Source organism: Caviibacterium pharyngocola (assembly GCF_002795405.1).
GTDB classification, from domain to species: Bacteria; Pseudomonadota; Gammaproteobacteria; order Enterobacterales; family Pasteurellaceae; genus Caviibacterium; species Caviibacterium pharyngocola.
This window is the reverse complement of record NZ_PHGZ01000013.1, coordinates 377,554-398,859: the sequence shown is the minus strand read 5'-3', so window position 1 is coordinate 398,859 and position 21,306 is coordinate 377,554. Positions and strand designations below refer to the sequence as shown.

Annotated in this window: 16 protein-coding genes and 2 pseudogenes; 3 read left to right on the top strand and 15 right to left on the bottom strand. The window is 44.7% G+C overall.

Annotation, left to right across the window (positions count from 1 at the left end; genetic code table 11):
* The 4 genes and pseudogenes from CVP04_RS12150 to CVP04_RS12430 form a co-directional block, all read right to left on the bottom strand.
* A pseudogene (locus CVP04_RS12150) lies at positions 1–2,378 on the bottom strand (hypothetical protein); the annotation flags it as partial.
* A gap of 159 nt (positions 2,379–2,537) precedes the next feature.
* Positions 2,538–2,945: pseudogene (locus tag CVP04_RS12485) on the bottom strand (ESPR-type extended signal peptide-containing protein); the annotation flags it as partial.
* A 365-nt stretch (positions 2,946–3,310) separates the two neighbouring features.
* Positions 3,311–4,078, bottom strand: coding sequence for a DUF945 family protein (locus CVP04_RS07250; protein ID WP_423738300.1), 768 nt, complete (start codon positions 4,076–4,078; stop codon positions 3,311–3,313).
* 16 nt (positions 4,079–4,094) lie between these two features.
* Positions 4,095–4,355, bottom strand: a complete 261-nt coding sequence (locus tag CVP04_RS12430; protein WP_279324766.1) for a DUF945 family protein — start codon at positions 4,353–4,355, stop codon at positions 4,095–4,097.
* 282 nt (positions 4,356–4,637) lie between these two features.
* On the opposite strand from CVP04_RS12430, the gene dnaK reads away from it, so the two are divergent.
* From dnaK to CVP04_RS07230, 3 genes are all read left to right on the top strand, one after another.
* Positions 4,638–6,539: a molecular chaperone DnaK gene (dnaK, locus tag CVP04_RS07240; RefSeq protein ID WP_100296829.1), complete on the top strand. Its 1,902-nt coding sequence runs from the start codon at positions 4,638–4,640 to the stop codon at positions 6,537–6,539.
* 231 nt (positions 6,540–6,770) lie between these two features.
* On the top strand, positions 6,771–7,910 hold the full coding sequence (dnaJ, locus tag CVP04_RS07235) for a molecular chaperone DnaJ (RefSeq protein ID WP_100296828.1): 1,140 nt from the start codon (positions 6,771–6,773) through the stop codon (positions 7,908–7,910).
* A 72-nt stretch (positions 7,911–7,982) separates the two neighbouring features.
* The gene (locus tag CVP04_RS07230; RefSeq protein ID WP_100296827.1) at positions 7,983–8,603 is read left to right on the top strand and encodes a DUF1919 domain-containing protein; all 621 of its coding nucleotides are present in this window, start codon (positions 7,983–7,985) and stop codon (positions 8,601–8,603) included.
* A gap of 74 nt (positions 8,604–8,677) precedes the next feature.
* Here the strand turns inward: CVP04_RS07230 and yfbR are convergent, their stop codons facing one another.
* The 11 genes from yfbR to CVP04_RS07175 all read right to left on the bottom strand — a co-directional run bounded on the left by yfbR (position 8,678) and on the right by CVP04_RS07175 (position 20,727).
* Entirely contained in the window at positions 8,678–9,283 is a 606-nt protein-coding gene (gene yfbR, locus CVP04_RS07225; RefSeq protein WP_100296826.1) for a 5'-deoxynucleotidase, read from the bottom strand.
* A 2-nt stretch (positions 9,284–9,285) separates the two neighbouring features.
* Positions 9,286–10,317, bottom strand: coding sequence for an outer membrane-stress sensor serine endopeptidase DegS (degS, locus tag CVP04_RS07220; protein ID WP_100296825.1), 1,032 nt, complete (start codon positions 10,315–10,317; stop codon positions 9,286–9,288).
* Positions 10,318–10,327: 10 nt separating this feature from the next.
* Positions 10,328–11,464 carry a bifunctional diaminohydroxyphosphoribosylaminopyrimidine deaminase/5-amino-6-(5-phosphoribosylamino)uracil reductase RibD gene (ribD, locus tag CVP04_RS07215; RefSeq protein WP_100296824.1) on the bottom strand — a complete coding sequence of 379 codons (1,137 nt, stop codon included), beginning with the start codon at positions 11,462–11,464 and terminating at the stop codon, positions 10,328–10,330.
* Between the two features lie 179 nt (positions 11,465–11,643).
* Positions 11,644–11,970 (bottom strand): HigA family addiction module antitoxin, encoded by a 327-nt coding sequence (locus CVP04_RS07210; protein ID WP_100296823.1) that lies wholly within the window; start codon positions 11,968–11,970, stop codon positions 11,644–11,646.
* Positions 11,971–11,981: 11 nt separating this feature from the next.
* A complete protein-coding gene (gene uvrC, locus CVP04_RS07205) occupies positions 11,982–13,808 on the bottom strand; it encodes an excinuclease ABC subunit UvrC (protein WP_100296822.1) in 1,827 nt (608 codons plus the stop codon).
* Positions 13,809–13,876: 68 nt separating this feature from the next.
* Entirely contained in the window at positions 13,877–14,494 is a 618-nt protein-coding gene (locus CVP04_RS07200) for a YidB family protein (RefSeq protein WP_100296821.1), read from the bottom strand.
* Between the two features lie 22 nt (positions 14,495–14,516).
* A complete protein-coding gene (gene kdsB, locus CVP04_RS07195) occupies positions 14,517–15,296 on the bottom strand; it encodes a 3-deoxy-manno-octulosonate cytidylyltransferase (RefSeq protein ID WP_100296820.1) in 780 nt (259 codons plus the stop codon).
* On the bottom strand, positions 15,289–15,480 hold the full coding sequence (locus CVP04_RS07190; RefSeq protein WP_100296819.1) for a Trm112 family protein: 192 nt from the start codon (positions 15,478–15,480) through the stop codon (positions 15,289–15,291). Before CVP04_RS07190 ends, kdsB begins: the two co-directional genes overlap by 8 nt.
* A complete protein-coding gene (lpxK, locus tag CVP04_RS07185; RefSeq protein WP_100296818.1) occupies positions 15,470–16,465 on the bottom strand; it encodes a tetraacyldisaccharide 4'-kinase in 996 nt (331 codons plus the stop codon). Before lpxK ends, CVP04_RS07190 begins: the two co-directional genes overlap by 11 nt.
* Before the next feature lie 14 nt (positions 16,466–16,479).
* Positions 16,480–18,228 (bottom strand): lipid A ABC transporter ATP-binding protein/permease MsbA, encoded by a 1,749-nt coding sequence (msbA, locus tag CVP04_RS07180; protein WP_100296817.1) that lies wholly within the window; start codon positions 18,226–18,228, stop codon positions 16,480–16,482.
* Positions 18,229–18,327: 99 nt separating this feature from the next.
* Positions 18,328–20,727 carry a DNA internalization-related competence protein ComEC/Rec2 gene (locus tag CVP04_RS07175; protein ID WP_423738299.1) on the bottom strand — a complete coding sequence of 800 codons (2,400 nt, stop codon included), beginning with the start codon at positions 20,725–20,727 and terminating at the stop codon, positions 18,328–18,330.
* Positions 20,728–21,306: the final 579 nt, after the last annotated feature.

Sequence of the window (21,306 nt, the reverse complement as noted above, 5' to 3'; positions counted from 1 at the left end):
GTAGAACCGTCAGAGAAAGTCACTACGGTATTACCGTCAGTATCTTTTTCTTCTTTCGTGATAGTGATTGATTTACCGTCTGCTCCAGTATCACCTTTTGCACCTGTCGCACCAGTGTCACCTTTCGCGCCGGTTGCTCCAGTGTCACCTTTTGCACCTGCTGCACCGGTATCGCCTTTTTCGCCTTGGGCGCCTTTTTCAACCACAAAAGATTGACCGTCAGTAAAGGTGATTGTGGTATTACCATTTTTGTCGGTGACGATTGATTTAATGGTTACGCCGTCTTTACCATTTTCGCCATCTAAACCGGCTTTGGTGGAAATCGTAATATCGTTACCATTTTGATCAATGATGACGTTTTCACCGGCAATAAATTTCACTTTATAGCCCGGTTTGATTAATTCTTCCGAACTATTATTCGCCGTACCCTTACCGGATTCGGTTGTTAACCACCAGCCGCTTTGATTAATTGCTGTAACCAAATCACCCGCAGTAACGAATTTTGCGCTGTCCGCCGCGGAAGGATTTGCCAATTTACCGCCTGTGACGGAAAGCGTGGTATTAGCTACGTTATAAGCGATATTACCGCTTTCATCGACGCTCACTTTTGTATTTGTGCCATCAACAAAATTCACTTTACCCTTACTATTTGTCGCCGGTTTGCCGTTTACATTGACATAGTTATAAAGCTGATCGCCTGTTACGGCGTCGGAAGATCCCGCTACCACATTGCCGTTTTTAATATTAGTGACGGTTTGCGGATCAGAATCTTTCGGTTTAATAACTACTTCACCGCTATAAGGCGTTGCGTCATCTTTCAGTTTACCGTTCTCATCAAACTGATCTTTCGTATAATAATTATCGCCGACCTTCACCAAGGTTTCTTTATCCTTCGTTGCATATTCGAACGGCGAGTTGCTTAAATCCGTGCTATAAGTTACCGTGGTCACATTACCTACATTTTTAACGGACACATTGGTATTTTCGCCGGCGGCGAATACCACGTTATCGCTCGGTTTCACGGTAGATTTACGATTTCCGTCCATAGCGTCTTTTTCATAAATATTCCAACCGGATTGATTAATCGCCTTCGCTACATCGCCGACCGTCGCGATATTGCCGTTTGTCGTGCTGTTTGCAGAGGAAACGGAGCCGTTTGCGTTTTGCGTTAAGGAGCCCGTATCGATATCAAAAGTCACATTCGCACCGGCTCCCGCTTCGCTGATTTTTGCCAACGTGCCTTTACCGTTAACGAAATTCACTTGTTCGTTCGGTGAAATACGCGCCACTTTCGCCGCGTCATTATTTCCGACAATCCAACCCGCATTCACATAGTTATTTAATTGAGTAAGGGCTTCCGTCACGTTTGTCGCTGCTGTAGCAGGCGCAGTATAATTTGCCGAATTTGCTAAACCAGTCGTATTAACCGGTTGGCTGAAATCTTGAATATTTCCTGTCGCACCGTCTAATGTCGTCGTGCCGCCTAATGCATTTTTAATGCTGTTTGCCACATTATTTAACACTTGATTGGTGGCATATAATTGCGAACCGTTGATCGCGTCGGTAGAATTTACAGAAATCAAACCTGCAGCTACGCTTTGTAAACGACGTTCCTTCCCATCATCACCAATAGATACAATAGAAAACGGAGTACTTCCCGCAAAACCACTATAGGTTATATTACCAACGGTAGCATTATTAATCTCACTTGTTCCACCCGTTATATTACTACCCGTACCAGTAATTTTTGAAAACGCCCCCAAAGCCACAGAATTATCAATATTTGCGTTACTCTCTGTGCCCAAAGCCAAGGCATGATTCTTTGTTGCATTAGCGTCCATACCAACAGCAATGCTATTCGCTGCTGTTGCATTAGTATATAATCCTATACCAATGCTATGCGTCCCCGAAGCGCTAGATTGGCGACCTAATGCAAGCGCATTTTCTCCACTTGCATTCGCACTTTCACCCAATGCAGTGGAAAATGAACCTATTGCTTTAGAATCAAGACCGACTGCAGTTGATCCATTTGCAGTAGCTTTCGATTGAGATCCCACAGCAGTGGCACCAACTCCTGTTGCATTAGATTCGCTACCAAAAGCTTGAGCATTTTGTTGCGTAGCTTTGGAGTATGTACCAACAGCTGTTGAGTAAATACCAGTTGCTTCAGCATGTGAACCAAATGCTTGCGAACGGTGAGCAGTAGCTAGCGCGCTTTCACCGACTGCATGAGCAGACTGACCAACAGCACTAGACATATAGCCAATTGCCATTGCATCCATCTTATCTGTAGTATCCCCATAAGAAGCAGATGCCTTCTCACCTATAGAAATACCACGATTTGCTGTTGAATTAGCTTGTTTACCAATTGCAATCATACCTCCATTTTCGGAAGCACTATTTCCTGCAACTGCATCCAAACCAATAACCACGTGTCCTGTTGTTGTAGAAGCATTTAATCCCAAATTAGAGCTCAGCCCACTGACAATTTTAGCATTTGTACCGATAACGACAGAACCTACCAGACCAACAGCTTTTTTACCTATTACAATACTTCCTTCTCCTTTTGCCGTGGCAGTGTTACCAATCGCAATTGAATCGGCCAATGTTGTGTTTGCACGTGTTCCTATGGCGATAGAGTCATTACCACCTGAATAAGCATTATTACCAAATGCAATAGACCAATCACCAGCGCCATTGGCGGTACCGCTCCCACCACTAGCGGCCATAGAGCCAGAACCTCCTATACCGACAGTAACAGTAAAAGCAGCTTTAGAAAAGGGCGAACTTGCTAAAGTTGAACTTACTATAATAACTGACATAACCCTTCTGAGATTACGACCAACAGTCCTAGTTTTGGATTTTCCTCGCGCTTTACCTATTTCAGAAACAACTTGAAATATACCTAACGAGTGATTAAAAATAACCTTATAAATTTGATTCATGAACAAGTCACCTTACTAATTATTGAAGTTAATAGAATAATAAGCTAATTTGGGGTAGAAAAATGAGCTTATTACAAAATAAATCACTTTAATGAATTACCCAAGCCTGAAAATATATGACGCTTCAACTTAATTGATAAAATATAGATATACTAGACAAAAATATTTCATACTTAACTACAGCACTGCATTATTGTAATTTTTGATCTATATCTATATTCATCATGAGTAATTATATTCAAAGTAGAAAAAATCTAGCGGATTTTATATACATACAATAGAGATTACAATACATCAACAATATCTTTACATTTTTTTACTTTCTATATCAAATTTTACTCTCTATGAAATGTATACATTACTTATTAAACTAGGGCATGTTGACTTTTGAAATGAAGAAATAAGCAATATAGCATTCTGCTATACATAGTTGTAATAGTTCCGCATCTTTCATCGGCGTGAAGATTACCTTTCAGATTATTCAGATCCAACGTAGACAACTTAATCTGCGGCGAATCGTTTAACATTGTATTCAGCGCGCCGTCGCCCGCTTTCAACCAATCCGTTTCAGCCTTTTTGCGTATATCTTCCAACAGATCATGTAACGCTTTTGCATTTAAGTGATTGAATTGCAAGGCAAGATTACCGTTTCCGAAAGATACGCCTTGGTGAATCCAGTCACCGAATCCATATGCCACGGCAATATCCGCAAGACCCTGATCTTCTTTTTGCGATAAAGTTAAATCCATTTTTTTAATTTCGTTTTGCACTTTACCTTTGTCATCTTCGCCTTTAAACCTCAGGCTGTCGGCAATAAAATGTGTCCGTCCGTTGATTAAATGTTGAAATTCGCCCGACGGCATAATGTCCCAACTCACTTTTGCGTTATTGAGTAAAACTTCGCTATTTTTCACCGCACTTTTCGGTTCGGTATTCTGATCTTCGCCAGAAATATCGCGCAACATCGCCGTAGGAATGGCAACTTCCGCTTTACCATAGCCTTTTTCATCGGCTTCAAATCGACCGTTTAATATCCATTCGAACTTGTTATGTTCCGTTTGATGCGTTAAATCGGAACGAAAATCGCCTTTAAGACGTTGATCATAACCCATTGTTACCACGGCATTTAACAGATTGGATTTATCGTCTTTAAACCAATTTTGCGTTTGTGCGTTTTTTTTCCACGGACATTTCGGCGCTAAATAAAGCGAAAGAAAAATTATTGACAGTCAACGGGCCGTGATAAAGTTTGCCGACGAAAGACACCGTATAACGAACATTGTCCGGCGCGTGCGTCATCACTACGTCGTAGCGCACGTCAGAGCTGAAAATGCCGCGCGAAAAATTGACGTTTTCGATTTGCCCTTGTAATTTTCCGTCCGCACTTTGTAAAGTTAATTTTTGGTTGATGCGGTCGATTTTTTCATAAGTCGTCCTTAGTTAAATCCGATTAAATGATAAGAATATAAATAAGCCGCTAAATTAGCACAAATAGCGAACAATGCAAAAAGTTAAATTTTTTCTTTACTCCCTTGAATTTTAATTTTCCGTTCGCATTTATTGTGGCAAGAGAGAACGGCGGCAAAACTTCGCGGATTTTCACCGCACTTTTCAAGCAAATCGAACTTGAAATTCATCGAGGCAGCCCAATCTTAAACATACAAAACGAATTTAATGAGGAGAAAACATATTATGGGAAAAATTATCGGTATTGACTTAGGTACGACAAACTCTTGCGTAGCCGTAATGGACGGTGACAAACCGCGCGTAATCGAAAACGCGGAAGGCGATCGCACCACTCCGTCGATCATTGCTTATACTAATGACAATGAAACCCTAGTGGGTCAACCGGCAAAACGTCAAGCGGTGACCAATCCGAAAAATACTTTATTTGCAATCAAACGTTTAATCGGTCGTCGTTTTGAAGATCAAGAAGTACAACGCGACGTCAGCATTATGCCGTTCGAAATTACCAAAGCGGACAACGGCGATGCGTGGGTTTCCGTCAAAGGTGAAAAAATGGCACCGCCGCAAATTTCTGCCGAAGTGTTGAAAAAAATGAAAAAAACCGCGGAAGATTTCTTGGGCGAAACCGTGACCGAAGCGGTTATCACCGTGCCGGCATATTTTAACGATGCACAACGTCAAGCTACTAAAGACGCGGGTCGTATCGCGGGTCTTGAAGTTAAACGTATTATCAACGAACCGACTGCGGCGGCATTGGCTTACGGTTTGGATAAAGGCAAAGGCAACCACACCATCGCGGTTTACGACTTGGGCGGCGGTACGTTCGACTTGTCTATCATCGAAATCGACGAAGTGGGCGGCGAAAAAACCTTCGAAGTATTATCCACCAACGGGGATACCCATTTGGGCGGAGAAGACTTCGACAACCGTGTGATTAACTATTTGGTTGACGAGTTCAAGAAAGAACAAGGCGTGGATTTGCGCAACGATCCGTTAGCAATGCAACGTTTGAAAGAAGCGGGCGAAAAAGCAAAAATCGAACTTTCTTCCGCACAACAAACCGACGTGAATCTTCCGTATATTACGGCGGATGCAACCGGCCCGAAACACTTAAACATTAAGTTAACTCGTGCGAAATTAGAAGCTTTAGTGGAAGATTTGGTCGCACGTTCTATCGAACCGGTGAAAGTGGCATTGGCAGATGCGGGATTAAGCGTATCGCAAATCGACGATGTGATTTTAGTCGGCGGTCAAACGCGTATGCCGTTGGTACAACAAAAAGTGGCGGAATTCTTCGGTAAAGAACCGCGTAAAGACGTGAACCCTGACGAAGCCGTGGCAATCGGTGCGGCGGTACAAGGCGGTGTATTAGCCGGTGATGTGACCGACGTATTATTGTTAGACGTGACTCCGCTTTCATTGGGTATCGAAACAATGGGTGGCGTGATGACTACCTTGATTGAGAAAAACACCACGATTCCGACTAAGAAATCGCAAGTGTTCTCCACTGCGGAAGATAACCAAAGTGCGGTGACGATTCACGTTCTTCAAGGCGAACGTAAACAAGCGTCGGCGAATAAATCTTTAGGTCAATTCAACCTTGAAGGTATTAATCCGGCACCGCGCGGTATGCCGCAAATCGAAGTGACTTTCGACATTGATGCAGACGGTATTATCCACGTTTCGGCGAAAGATAAAGGCACGGGTAAAGAACAACAAATTACCATTAAAGCGTCTTCCGGTTTAAGCGATGAAGAAATTCAACAAATGGTACGCGACGCGGAAGCCAATGCGGAAGCGGATCGTAAGTTTGAAGAATTAGTTCAAGCGCGCAACCAAGCGGATCATTTGGTACACAGCACGCGTAAACAATTAAGCGAAGCGGGCGACAAATTATCTGCGGAAGATAAAGCACCGATCGAAGCGGCGGTGAATGAGCTTGAAACGGCGGCGAAAGGCGAAGATAAAGCGGCGATTGACGCGAAAGTTCAAGCCTTGATTCAAGTTTCCGAAAAATTGATTCAAGCCGGTCAACAACAAGCACAAGCCGACGCGGCAGCCCAACAAGGCGGCAAAGCGGGCGACGATGTTGTAGATGCCGAATTTGAAGAAGTGAAGGATAAATAATCCGTAGGGACACCGAGCGTGTTTCCTTGGACGCAAGCCACCGCGTCCTAACATCAAGGGCGTAGCGATACGCCCTTTTGGTGTATCTAATCGAATAAAACCGTGAGGACAGATCAACCGTTCTGTCTGAAAAAGTAGTAATAACATCAATATATTATGAGATTTAACAACGGATGGTTCTATCGTTCCATCCGGCATTGCGATCACATTATTTGAAAATAGCAAAACATTATGGCAAAACGAGACTACTATGAAGTCCTAGGCGTGCAAAAAGGTGCGGATGAAAAAGAAATCAAACGCGCCTATAAGCGCTTGGCGATGAAATATCATCCGGATAGAACCAAGGGTGATAAAGAAAGCGAAGAAAAATTCAAAGAAGTCAATGAAGCGTATGAAATTCTCGCCGACAAAGAAAAACGCGCCGCTTACGATCAATACGGTCATCAAGCCTTCGAACAAGGCGGCTTCGGCGGTGCGGGCGGATTTGGCGGCGGTTTCGGCGGCGCGGATTTCGGAGATATTTTCGGCGATATGTTCGGGGATATTTTCGGCGGCGGTCGCGGTCGTCAACGTGTCGTGCGCGGCGAAGATTTACGCTACGACATTGAAATTTCATTGGAAGAAGCCGTTCGCGGAACGAAAAAAGATATTCAAATCAACACATTAGTCGAATGTGATCATTGCCACGGATCTGGTGCGGAAAAAGATTCCAAAGTGGAAATTTGTCCGACTTGTCAAGGCGCGGGGCGCGTTCGCCGTCAACAAGGGTTCTTCGTCACCGAGCAAGTTTGTCCGACTTGTCACGGCAGCGGTAAAAAAATCGAAAAACCTTGTAAAAAATGTCACGGCGACGGTCGCGTGCAAAAACGCAAAAATCTTTCCGTCACCATTCCGGCGGGCGTGGACACCGGCAACCAATTACGCTTGGCGGGTGAAGGCGCCGCGGGCGAAAACGGCGCGCCGGCAGGCGATTTATATGTAGTGATTCACGTTAAAGATCACCATATTTTCGAACGTGACGGCAATAACCTATATTGCGAAGTGCCGATTAGCTTCACAATGGCGGCATTAGGCGGTGAAATCGAAGTGCCGACATTAGACGGTCGTTTGAAAGTGAAAATACCAGAAGAAACCCAAACCGGCAAATTATTACGCTTACGCGGCAAAGGCGTGACCTCCGCCAGAAGCGGCTATGCGGGCGATTTAATTTGTAAGATCGTGGTGGAAACGCCGGTGAAATTGAACGACGAACAAAAAGACTTATTAAGAAAATTGGAAGAAAGCTTGGAAGGCGGCAGCAAACGCCATAATCCGAAATCTTCCGGTTTCCTTGACGGGGTTAAAAAATTCTTCGACAATTTGGGTAAATAAGCAAAAATCCAAGTAAATACCGGAAAAGTGCGGTAAAATTGACCGCACTTTTTTCTTTCTTAGGTCGGCTCAATGTTTTCTCTTATCAAAAAAGCGCTGAATATTTTTCTTCGTCGCGGTATTAACGCACAAAATCAACGAAATTTGCAAAATCATTCGATGTCGGTGCTCGCCAGTAATTGCAACGGCGCCTTTATTTTGCACGATTTGCAAAGCCGATTTAATTCGCCCTTTGTGAATTTATATCTTACGCCGCAAGATTTTATTCGTTATTTACAGCAATTCGATTATTACCGCACGCATCCGTTACGTTTTGCCGAACAAGCGAGCAATTACCCTATCGGTTATTTAGACGACTTAACCGTTCATTTTATGCACTATCATTCTGCGCAAGAAGCGGAAGAAAAATGGCAAAGCCGTAGCGCAAGAATCGATCCCGATAATCTGTTTATCATAATGACGGATCGCGACGGTTGCACTTATCAGGATTTATTGGCATTTGATCAGCTGCCGTTTAAACATAAAGTGGTGTTCACTCATAAACCTTATCCGGAAATTGCGTCGGCATTTTATATTCAAGGTTTTGAAGATCAGGATTGTGTCGGGGATTTATTTGAATTTTCCGGTTGGTCGGGCAAAAAATATTATGATCAATTCGATTATGTCGGCTGGTTTAATCAAGGGCCGCATTAGAAAGACAGCATTATGCAAAAGTGCGGTGAAAAAATAAAAAGATTTTTCACCGCACTTTTTACTATTTCATTGATTTACAAAGTAATTTCATCAATCGGACGACCGAAACTCGGTACGAAAACGCGAATAAAATACGCCATTTCTTCGCTTTGCCATTCATCCATTAATGCTTGCAACCGCGCTTTCGCTTGGGCGAATTCTTGATTGCCGTTTTCCAATTCGAATTGCGCTTTAATATAAGCGCAAATTAAATCCGCTTGTTTCACGATATGTTTTTCTTGTGCGGAAAAATTTTCGCTGTCTAAATAAGGCAAAAAATCCGCCTGCAATTCGGTTGGCAATAAACTCACCAAATGCAATTCCGCCGCACTTTCGATTTGTTTATAAGCCTGAGTGATTTGCGGATTAAAATATTTAATCGGTGTCGGCAAATCGCCGGTAAAAATTTCTGAAGTATCGTGATACATCGCCATTACCGCAATGCGCTCCGGATTCACCGTACCGCCATAAAATTTATTCCGAATCAACGCCAAGGCGTGTGCAACGAATGCTACTTGCAGGCTATGTTCAGCAAGATTTTCTTTTTCAAGATTGCGCATTAGCGACCAGCGTTGAATCAATTTTAAACGATCCAAACAAGCGAAAAAATGGCTGGTTTTAATGATATTTTGCTGGCTCATCGTTAATTTACCGAATATTCTTCAATCGTCACCGGCAATACCAAGGTTTTACCCAAACGAGAAACCACTACGTTCATCACCGTATTCGGCTTGGTGTTACTGATTAAATTCATCATTTGCGCCGGCGAAACAGCTTCGGTTTCACCGAATTTTAGGATCACATCACCGGGCTGAATACCCGCTTTCGCCGCCGGACTGTTTTCCATTACGCTGGTAATGACAATACCTTTATCTGCGCTGTTATTTCCGTTATTAAACAACATATCGCTTTGCACACCGAAAAAGCCGCGGATTACGCGTCCGTCGCGAATAATTTTTTGCATTACATCACCGGCTAATTCGATCGGAATAGCAAAATTCAACCCTTCGGCGATTTCATTGGCGCTTTTACCGATGCTTAACGTGCTGATTCCGATAAGTTCACCGACGGAATTGATCAACGCACCGCCGGAATTGCCACGATTAATGGAAGCGTCGGTTTGAATAAAATTCTGCCGCCCGATAAAATCCCCCACGGCATTACGTCCTAAGGCGCTGATAATGCCTTGCGACACGCTTTGTCCTAAATTATACGGATTGCCGATAGCCAGCACGACATCGCCGACGTGCGCTTTGCGCGCGGGATTTTGCGGAATAGTGGATAGATTATCCGCTTTAATTTTAAGCACGGCGAGATCCGTTAAATTGTCGGATCCCACTAAACTCGCTTCAAAAATTTTGCCATTTTGTAAGGCAACCACGATTTGCTCGGCATTTTGAATAACGTGTTTATTGGTTAAAATATAGCCGTCTTTTGACATAATCACGCCGGAACCCAAATTGTTCACTTGGGATTGATAGTTGTTATTCGCCGAGGCAAAGGATTGATTATACACATTCACCACTGCCGGCGACGCGACGCGCACGGCATCTTTAAACGAAGCGACTCCTTGTTGACCGAGGGAGAATCCGTTGCGAAATAACGGCGCGGCAAAAAGAATAAGTGCGGCGGCGATAAGACCGGTAATCACCGCTTGAATAATTTTTTTTAACATTGCGACTCCATTACTGATTATGTTTAAGCGGGTGGTAAATCATTTTTATATCCGTATCAATTTGGCAAAAACGGTGAAATTTCCATAACGGCGCGTCGGCTAAACGAGTTAAATGCGGTAAATCGCACAAACCGCGCGCTTTATCACCCAATAATTTCGGCGCGATATAAAGAATAAGTTCGTCCGCCAACCCTTCTTCGATCAAGGCACCGGCAAGATTTTTTCCCGCTTCGACCCAAATCGAATTAATTTGACGCTTCGCCAATTCCGCCATCATCGATTGCAAATAGGTTTTGCCCGCCTCGGTTTGCACGCAAATCGCGCGACAAAACGCTGGAAATGCCGACAGATCCCGCTCGCGATCACCGACTAGCCACACTTCCGACGATTCTTGAAATAATTTATGTTCGGGACGAACAAGCTGACGGCGATCCAAAATAATGCGTATTGGCCGGCGCAAATTTTCAAGCGGATAATTTTGTTGAACCGACGCCGGAAGTTGCGTCCAGCGCACGGTTAACAAAGGATCATCGGCTAATACGGTTTGTGCCGTGGATAAAATTGCCGAGGCTTTGGCGCGCTCGCCTTGCACGTCACGGCGCGCCGCTTCGCCGGTAATCCATTGGCTTTCGCCGTTTTCCATTGCGGTTTTGCCGTCGAGACTCATCGCCATTTTCAAGCGAACGAAAGGCAACCCGCAGCGCATTCGTTTTAAAAAGCCTTGATTAAGTGACTCCGCTTTTTCTTGCAATAAACCGACCGCACTTTCCACGCCCGCCTCGGCGAGCATTTTCAATCCGTTACCTGCGACGGCGGGATTCGGATCTTGCATTGCGGCAATCACCTTCGTCACCCCCGCTGCAATCAATCCTTTAGCACAAGGCGGCGTTCTGCCGTAGTGCGAACAGGGTTCCAGAGTCACATAAGCCGTCGCACCGCGCGCATTTTCACCCGCCTCGCGCAACGCCATTACTTCCGCATGCAGCTCGCCGGCTTTAAAATGAAACCCGCGCCCGACAATCTGCCCGTTTTTCACCAACACACAGCCCACCGACGGATTCGGCGTTGTGGTAAACCGCCCTTTCTCCGCGAGGTCTAGCGCCGTTTGCATAAAATAATGATCTTGCTCGGAAAATTGCGACGACATAGTAATCCTTAAAGCGTGAATTCGATTGACTGAAAGTATATCGGATTTGCTTTGGTTAAACAAATAAAGGCAAAGCTCTATAACATATAAGTGCCATAGGATTCGAATAAAAATAGAAAATCCACGCGTTAGCAAATAACAATTTTAATTTGTCAACGCACGGATTCTTTTATAGTTAGTTATTTTGAACCGATTTCAAATACCGTTGAACTTAATTGAGAATGTACGGGAATAACACTTAAATTTATTTTCTGCTGAGCTTGCCACAAATCATAATCCGCTTGTTGATGCAGCCAACTTTCCGGACTTGGACTATTCTCCCCCAACCAAGTATGTAAACGAATAGCCATATCCGCACTAATTGCCGATTTACCGTTCAATAAACGCGATAATGTCACGCGATTAACACCTAACTGCTTTGCAGCTTCCGTTACACTTAAACCTAATTCGGGCAAAATATCTTCTCTAATAATCTCTGCTGGGTGCGGTTGGTTAAACATAAGCATTTTATCCTCCCTTAATGCTTCAACGTATCAAAAATCGTTTCCGCTAAGGCTTTGGAAATGCCCGGTACGGAGGCGATTTCATCCAAAGTGGCGTTTTTGACGCCTTGCATTCCCCCCAGATATTTTAGTAATGCTTGGCGGCGTTTGGCACCGACACCAACGATGGTTTCCAATCCGCTTTGAGTGAATGCTTTTTGGCGTTTTTTACGGTGTCCGCCGATTGCGTGATTGTGGCTTTCGTCGCGGATATGTTGAATTAAATGCAACGCTAAACTATCCGGCGGCAAGTGCAATTCTCTACCCTGCTTGCTGATAATTAAGGTTTCCAAACCTGCTTTGCGATCCACGCCTTTTGCCACGCCGATTAACAACGGTTTATTTTTATCCCAATTCACATTTAATTGCCGAAAAACCTGCAACGCGCGATTAAGCTGTCCTTTTCCGCCGTCGATAAAAATAATATCGGGAATTTTATCTTGCTCCAATGAGCGATCGTAACGTTTTAACAAGGCTTGTTCCATTGCCGCATAATCGTCACCGCCCGTAATGCCGCTGATATTAAAGCGGCGGTAATCGGATTTTAGCGGACCTTCGCGATTAAATACCACGCAAGAAGCAATCGTTTGTTCGCCCATTGTGTGGCTAATATCAAAACATTCCATTCTCTGAATCGGATTGACACCGAGCAGTTCTTCCAACTCGCGATAACGTTCGCGAATCAGTGCGGATTGTTTCAATTCCGTCACCACGGCGGCTTCGGCGTTCATTTGCGCAAGGCGTAAGTATTTGCTTTTATTGCCTTTTGCGTTGTCTTGAATAGAAACTTTGCGACCAGCTTGCTGCGCCAATAAAATTTCCAATTCGTTTTTTTCGTTAAGTTTGTGATCGACAATAATACTGTCGGGAATACTACGCCCTTGGCTGCCTTGCAAATAAAATTGCCCGACGAAAGTGGCGGTTAATTCGGATAAATCCGTATCCGATGGTACTTTCGGGAAATAGCTGCGGTTACCCAAAATTTTGCCTTGACGAATAAACAGCACTTGCACGCAAGCAATACCCGAACGATAAGCGATCGCAATAATATCGATATCGTCAAGGCGATCATTGGACACGAATTGTTTTTCCGTCACGGCGCGCACCGCTTGAATTTGATCGCGAAAACGCGCCGCCAGCTCAAAATTTAATTCTCGACTGGCTTGTTCCATTTTGGCGATCAAATGATCGAGCACTTGCTGATCTTTTCCTTGCAAAAACAAACGCGCAAACGCTACTTGCTGCGCATAATCTTCATCCGACACATAACCCGCCACGCAAGGCGCGGCGCAACGTCCGATTTGATATTGCAAACAAGGGCGCGAACGATTGGCGTAAACGGAATTTTCGCATTGGCGAATCGGAAATAATTTTTGCAGCAACGACAAAGTTTCACGCACGGCGCCGGCGTGAGGATAAGGCCCGAAATATTCACCTTGGATTTTTTTGCTACCGCGATAAGCGGTAATACGCGGATGTCTTTCCTGCGTTAATAAAATATAAGGATAGGATTTATCGTCGCGCAATAATACGTTATAGCGCGGTTGGAAGGTTTTGATGTAATTATGTTCCAGCAATAAAGCCTCTGTTTCCGACGAAGTAATAGTCGTTTCGATACGATAAATCGAGGCAACCAAGGCTTCGGTTTTTTTACTGCTTAAATTCGAACGGAAATAGCTGGATAAACGCTTTTTCAGATCTTTAGCTTTGCCCACATAGATCACCGTGTCTTTATCGTCATACATACGATAAACGCCCGGCTCGTGCGTTACATTTGCAAGAAAAGTTTTGGCATCAAACATAATTATCCTGAATTGATAAAACAAAAAGGCGCAAAAACGCCTTCTTAAATTATCCGTTTCAACCTACTTTATTTAAAGAAATTATTTAAAATCGCACCAATATCCTTTGCCAATTCGTCATTATTGCTCGGTGCGGCGGTTTGTGAGGTTTTTGTCGGTGTATTTAGCATTTGATTAAATATTTCACCGAACGGGTTATCTTGCGTTTGTTGGGCAGAAGAAGATGCTTTTTGCTCGGCAAAAATATTGCCCAATACGCCGCCGAGTAAATCGCCCAACCCGCCGGATTGTTGTGCCGATTGAGTCAGGCTGTCCGCCGATACGCCGCCCTCGCGTCCTTTCGGCGTAAGCATATCGATTAAATTCGGCAACACTTGCGAAATAATATCTTCCGTTTGATTCGTACTGATTTCCGTTTGTTGTGCGATATTATCAATGGTATCACGCCCGAAGGTTTCGCTGACTTGGCTGCGATCCAGTTGCTGATTTTTGCCCGTGCCAATCCAAGAATCCAAAATGCCGTCCAACCCGCCTTGTTGCAATTTACCGAAAATGCCTTCCACACCGCCTTGCGAACGCAATAATTCGCTTAATACTTGACCGGCGACGGAACCTTGCCCGCCCGCAGAATTCGCTCCGCCGTTTAAAACGGAATTTAATACCGAACCTAACACTTTATCTAACATAAACGTTCCTACATTTAAAAAATTAATAATGGCCTAAAATCGACCGCACTTTTTCCAGATCTTCCGGCGTATCGACACCGACCGCCGGCACTTCTTTCGCCAATTCGACGTGGATTTTCTCGCCGTTCCACAACACGCGTAATTGCTCCAAACTTTCGATTTGTTCAAGTGCGGTCGGTTTCCAACGAACATATTGTTTAATAAAACCGGCGCGATAGGCGTAAATGCCGATATGACGCAAATAACCTTCCGCCAAGCGCAAATCTTGCAAAGAAAATTCACCTTGTCGCCATTGCGCGAATTGATCGCGATCCCAAGGAATCACCGCACGCGAAAAATACAGCACATAGCCGTCTTTATCGGTCAAGACTTTCACTGCATTCGGATTAAATAATTCTTCGGCATCTTCGATCCGTACCGCAAGACTTGCCATATTAACGCGATATTTGGATAAATTTTCCGCTACTTGAGAAACGATTACCGGCGGAATCAGCGGTTCGTCGCCTTGAATATTAACAATAATTTCATCATCGGGAATCGCCAATTTTTCCACCACTTCCGCCAAACGTTCCGTACCTGAATTATGGCGTTCGTCAGTCATACAAACTTCCGCACCGAAGGCTTTCGCCGCGTTGGCGACCTCCGCGTTATCCGTCGCAACAATCACGCGATCCGCGCCGGACAATTTGGCTTTTTCCCAAACGTGGGCGATCATCGGTTTGCCCGCAATATCGGCAAGCGGCTTACCGGGTAAACGGCTGGAGGCATAACGCGCCGGAATAATCACGGTAAATTTAGTCATTTTTAGGCTCCTTTTCTTCTTCCGACAGCGCAACGGCCTGATCCGATAATAATACGGGAATCCCTTGATTAATCGGATAAGCCACCTGATCAAAGGTGCAAATCAAACGAGCTTGCGCCTTGTCATATTTCAATTTTCCCTGACAAATCGGGCAAGCCACAATTTCTAATAATTTAGCGTTCACCTTTTACCCCTTTTACAATTTTTCTGATTAATTCTTCGGCGGACTGCCCGCTAATTTCTGCATCCACCGGCACATACCACCAATTTCTTTGCGCAAACTCACCGCACTTTACTGCGTCTTTTTCGGTCATAAAGAGCGGTCGATTTTGCGTAAATTTTGCAAAAGACGCCGCATCAAAATGCTGATGATCCGAAAAGGCGTGCGTTTCTTGCGGATCAATATTTAAATCGCGCAACATTGTAAAAAATCGTTGCGGATTGCCGATTCCCGCCACCGCCGTCACCGCTTGACCGCGAAATTCGCTGAGTAAACGTTTTTCTCCGCTCAATAAATTAATCGCGTATTGCGGAATTAAGCGCATTACCGCCGAGGCATAGGGATGTTCTCGACCGTTGGCGATAATCAAATCGACGCAAGCCAAGCGCGATTTACCTTCGCGCAACGGGCCGGCAGGCAAAACAAAACCGTTACCTAAGCCGCGTTCCGCATCCATTACCACAATTTCCACATCGCGCTGTAGTTTGTAATGTTGCAAGCCGTCGTCGCTAATAATCACATCGCACGGATGGTGCGATAACAGGCATTCGACGGCTTCTCGACGATTCGGCGAAATACAAACGGGCGCGCCGGTTCGTTTTGCGATTAACAAAGGTTCGTCGCCCGATTGAATCGGATCATCTTGCGCCGAAACCAAACGCGGATAAACCTCGGAACGGCTGCCGTAGCCACGGGAAATTACGCCGACGTTTAATCCTTGTTGTTGTAATTGCCGAACCAACCAAACGACGACCGGCGTTTTGCCGTTGCCGCCGACGGATAAATTACCGACAATAACGACGGGAACCGGCGCACGATAGGAAGAAATGACGCCTTTTTGCAATAGCTGTCGGCGCAAAGCGGCAATCAAATAAAATAACAATGAAAAAGGCGATAATAACCATTTTAATAGAGTCGAAAATCCGTCCGACGAATACCAAAATTTCATTTCGCCTCCGTTGATTAATAGCTGAATTGCATTGTGTGCAGTTGTTTATAAGCGCCGTTTAACGCCAATAAACTTTGATGATCGCCGCGTTCTTTGATTTCACCGTGTTCAATCACCAAAATTTCATCCGCTTTTTCGATGGTGGATAAACGATGGGCAATCACTAAAACCGTGCGATCTTTTTGTAATTCTTCCAACGCCGCTTGAATGGCGCGTTCCGATTCCGTATCCAAGGCGGACGTCGCTTCGTCTAAAATCAAAACCGGCGAATCGCGTAGTAACGCGCGCGCAATGGCTAAGCGTTGACGTTGACCGCCGGATAAACTCGCTCCGTTTTCGCCGATCACCGTATCCAAGCCGTTTTCCAAATTTTCGATAAACTCCATTGCGTGCGCCGCCGTTGCCGCTTTAATAATCTCTTCGCGGCTGTATTTGTCCGCTGCGGCATACGCGATATTATTGGCGATCGTATCGTTAAACAAATGCACTTGTTGCGACACCACCGCGCAATTATCGCGCAAATTTTTCAAGGTATAATTCTGAATGTTGATGCCGTCTAGGGTGATTTCGCCTTGTTCGATGTCATAAAAACGCGTGACCAAATTGGCGATTGTGGATTTGCCGGAGCCGGAACGCCCCACCAACGCCACGGTTTTGCCCTGTGGAATGGTAAAAGACAAATGATTAAGCGCCACGGTATCTTTGCCTTCATAGCTGAAAGAAACGTCGTTAAAACGGATTTCGCCTTTTGCCCGCGGTGTTTCGTAAGTGCCTTTATCCTTTTCGGTTTCCAAATCCAAAATGGCGAATAAGGTTTGGCACGCCGCCATTCCTCGTTGGAATTGCGCATTAACGTTCGTCAAAGATTTCAACGGGCGCATCATCGCCAACATAGAAGAAAACACCACGGTAAATGAACCCGCCGTGAGGTTTTGGCTCATAATTTCCGGCAAGGTCGCCAGATACAGCACCGCAGCTAGCGCAAAAGAAGCGATGATTTGCACAATCGGATCGGAAATGGCATCCGCCGTCATCACTTTCATTCCTTTGCGGCGCATATCGTTGCTGACGTGATTGAAACGTTCTTCCTCTAATTTTTGCCCGCCGAAAGACAGCACCACTTTGTGCCCTTTGAGCATTTGTTCCGCGCTGGACGTAAGTTCGCCCATTGAGTTTTGCATATTTTTACCCAAGCGACGGAAAATTTTCGATACGATGCGAATTAACACCGCAATAATCGGCCCGATGATAAATAACACTAAGGAAAGTTGCCAACTAGTGTAAATCATCACGCCCAGTAAAGAAAAAATATAAGCGCCTTCGCGGACGATGGTCACTAACGAACCGGAGGAAGAATTGGCGACTTGTTCGCTGTCGTAAGTAATGCGCGACAATAATTTGCCCGCGGAATTATTATCGAAAAACGTCACCGGCATATACATCAAATGTTTAAACAAACGGCGGCGAATGGTCATCACCACTTTGCCGGAAACCCAAGCCAAGCAATAAGTGGACACGAAACTGGTGACGCCGCGCAAGATAATCAGCAAGACCACCACCACAGACATCATCCGTAAAAAAGAAACGTCGGCTTTGCCGAAACCGTCGTCCAATAAAGGTTTGAGCATTTGAATTAACGCCGCGTCGGTCAACGCGTTGAACACTAAGGTGACGCCGGCGACGATTAAACCGAGTTTAAACGGCGCGATAATCGGCCATAAGCGCTTAAAAGTTTGCGCGGTGGAAAGATCTTTATCTTGCATAAGTTATCTGATTGAAATTAAAAATATGCGTCATTGTACCTTTATTTTCACTTCAAGCCAATGTTTCGACACGTTGTGTGCCACCCGCCGTTGGCGAAATCAAATTCCGATAACGCCGCGATACCAAGGCGCGAAATCCGAACGAACGAATTTCACTTCCATTTTATCCGTATAAAAAATCACGTTAATTTGCCCGAAAACCGCCGTATTATACACCGCACTTTGCTGCGCTTTGAGTCGATTCACCACCTCGGAATGCGGAAAACGCCACGGATTCCAACGTCCGCTTGAAATCACGGCGATTTCCGGTTCGGTTTTCGTCACCAATCGACTGCCCGTGGAGGATTTACTACCGTGATGACCCACTTGTAACACGTCGATTTTATTCAATTCGGCGACAAATTGATTTTCCGTCATTACATCCGCATCGCCGGTCAGCAAAACCCGCCGCTTTCCGTCATCAATCAGTAACACGCAAGAATGCGGATTATCCGCGCGATCAACAATATTTTGCGGCGACAACACACGCATATGCAAATCGCCCCATTGCCATTGTTGCCCTTTATAACAAAAAGTGCGGTGACTTTCGCCGTAGTTTCGACGCGACGACGTAATCAACTCAACCTTCGAATAAGCACCCAAGATCTCGCGCGCACCGCCCGAATGATCATTATCGTCGTGGCTTAAAATCAATTTTTCCAAAGTCAATCCACGGCGACGTAAATACGGCAAAATCTCACTTTTCGCCATACTGCCGTTTTGCCAGCCCGCACCCGTGTCATATAAAATCGCGCGCTTGCCTTGCACAATCAAGGTTGCCAATCCTTGCCCGACATCCAAGGTTTCCATTCGCCAACGGACGGTATCAAAACTTTCGTTCGCCCAAGCGATAAAGCACACCGTCCCACCTGACAATGCGAAAATTCTGACTTTTTTCAACCAATTTTGTGCAGGTAAGGCTTGTGGATTTAACGACAGAAACGGCGGTTTGCTCAGTACGGATTGAAATTTCGACGAATCGGCGTGTTTACGCAATAATCCTTGCGCATAACCGGCTAATAACAGTAGGCAAAGTGCGGTGAATAAAAAACTTTGTTGCCAAGATAAATCCGTCCAATAACCTTGTAACCTCGCCAACAATGCATTAATAAAGCGCGCAAAATAATCCGCCGCCGTCCAAGAATAACAGGCACCGTCGGTTATCACAGCGAACAAAATCACCGGCACGAGCAAAAAGCTAAAAAACGGCACGGCAAGTAAATTGGCGATAAACCCGTTCAAAGACGTACCGTTAAAGAAAAACAGCTGAGCGGGAGTAAATAATAAAATTAAGCCGAATTGCAAATGAAACAAGCCGAAAACATACCGCACTTTTGCTTGAAAGCGTTGTTCCAACGACTTGCCACGCCATAGAAACAGCGATAAGGGCATTAATCGATACCATAAAATTAAACAGGCTACCGCACCGACCGATAACCAAAAACTAGCGGACAGCAACATCATCGGATCGAGAATTAATAATAGCGTCACTACATAACACAACAGACGCCAAACGGAATAATAACGTCGGTTGAAACGAAAAAACGCCACCATTATCAGCGCAGTGATCGCGCGAAACGTCGGGATACTAAAACCGGCTAACAACGCATAAAACCAAGCAAAAAACACTGCGCCGCAAAGAGGCAATAACGGCGAAATCAGGCGGGTCGGTAATAAAAATTGCACCATTCGACATAACCCGAAACCGATCAACATTGCCAAACCGATATGCAAACCGGAAATCGCGATTAAATGGGCGGTATTGGTTTGCCGGTAGCCTTCCCATATATCGTTATCCAGCCACGCACGTTCGCCGAAACCCAGCGCGAGCAACAACCCGCGCGACGCCAAATGTTCAGTATCTTTTAACGCACGGTTCAATTTGCTTTGCCGAAAAGAAAAATCTTGCTTAATTTTCACCGCACTTTTTATATTGGCATAGGCTGTAATATGTTTAGCAAAATACCATTTTTGCCGATCAAAACCGCCTTCGTTTAACAAAGAAGAAATCGATCGCAACTGCAATTCGCCACGCCAATATTCGCCTGCTTTCACCGGCTCGGCGGACGTCCAACGGGCATAGGCTCGCTGCGCGGTAAAGTGCGGTGCGAATTTTGCCGAAATCACTAAGGTTTGATAATCGGCTTGGCGCAAAATTTCTTCAATATAAAATTCCGTCGTGACCTTTTTCGGTAGCGCAGACACTTGTTCCGCTTGCTGCAATAAAGATAATGCCTGAGAATGAAAATAAGCCGACCAACCGATCGTCCAAATTATTATGAACATTCCGTTCACCGTGCGATAACGCCCGAAGGCAAATGCCGCGATGCCGATAACGCCGCAAACGCCCGCCGCTGCAAAAGCATACCGCCATTCCAATAAGCCCGCTTTCGGCACCCACAATAAACTTAATGCAGAAAAAATCACCGACGCAATTAGGCAATCTCGGTTCGCTTCAATTCTTTTCATCGTTCGTATTCTTTTTTTATCGCAATGATGAAAAGATTCGTCGCACAATGCCAAATATTTCGCCATTTTTTGCGATCCGGTACGCAAAAAAGAAATTTATATCGGCAAAAATCTCTATATATCTGCTGAATTAATTAGGCTTTTTGTCCGACAGCGACCATAGGTCGCAATCGGTTAATTATAAGTTGGTGGCTTTGCCAGCATAAAATAAGCGGCAAAGCCGCTTACTTATGATTAACCTAGTACGACTTTGTCGTGCTAGGATAAAAAAGTAGCGTTTTTGATTAAATATCAAACTCATAAGCTCAACAAGTTCTTTACGCAGACAAACAGTTTTTTATTTCGATTCGCGCTATAAATCATCGGCGAAATAACCGTAAAATATTTCAATTTTGCCAAGCGGATCGCAAAATTAAGATTTATTTTTGTAAAAACTGTCATCTTAAGTAAATTCATTTGCTAATTATATCAACTTCTGCTATTTATAACGCCTTTAAAAAAGCCCTGTCCGTTTAATGGGATTTTCGTGTCGGCAACCGGTTTGCTTACCGCTAAAAATAGGGTTTGGAA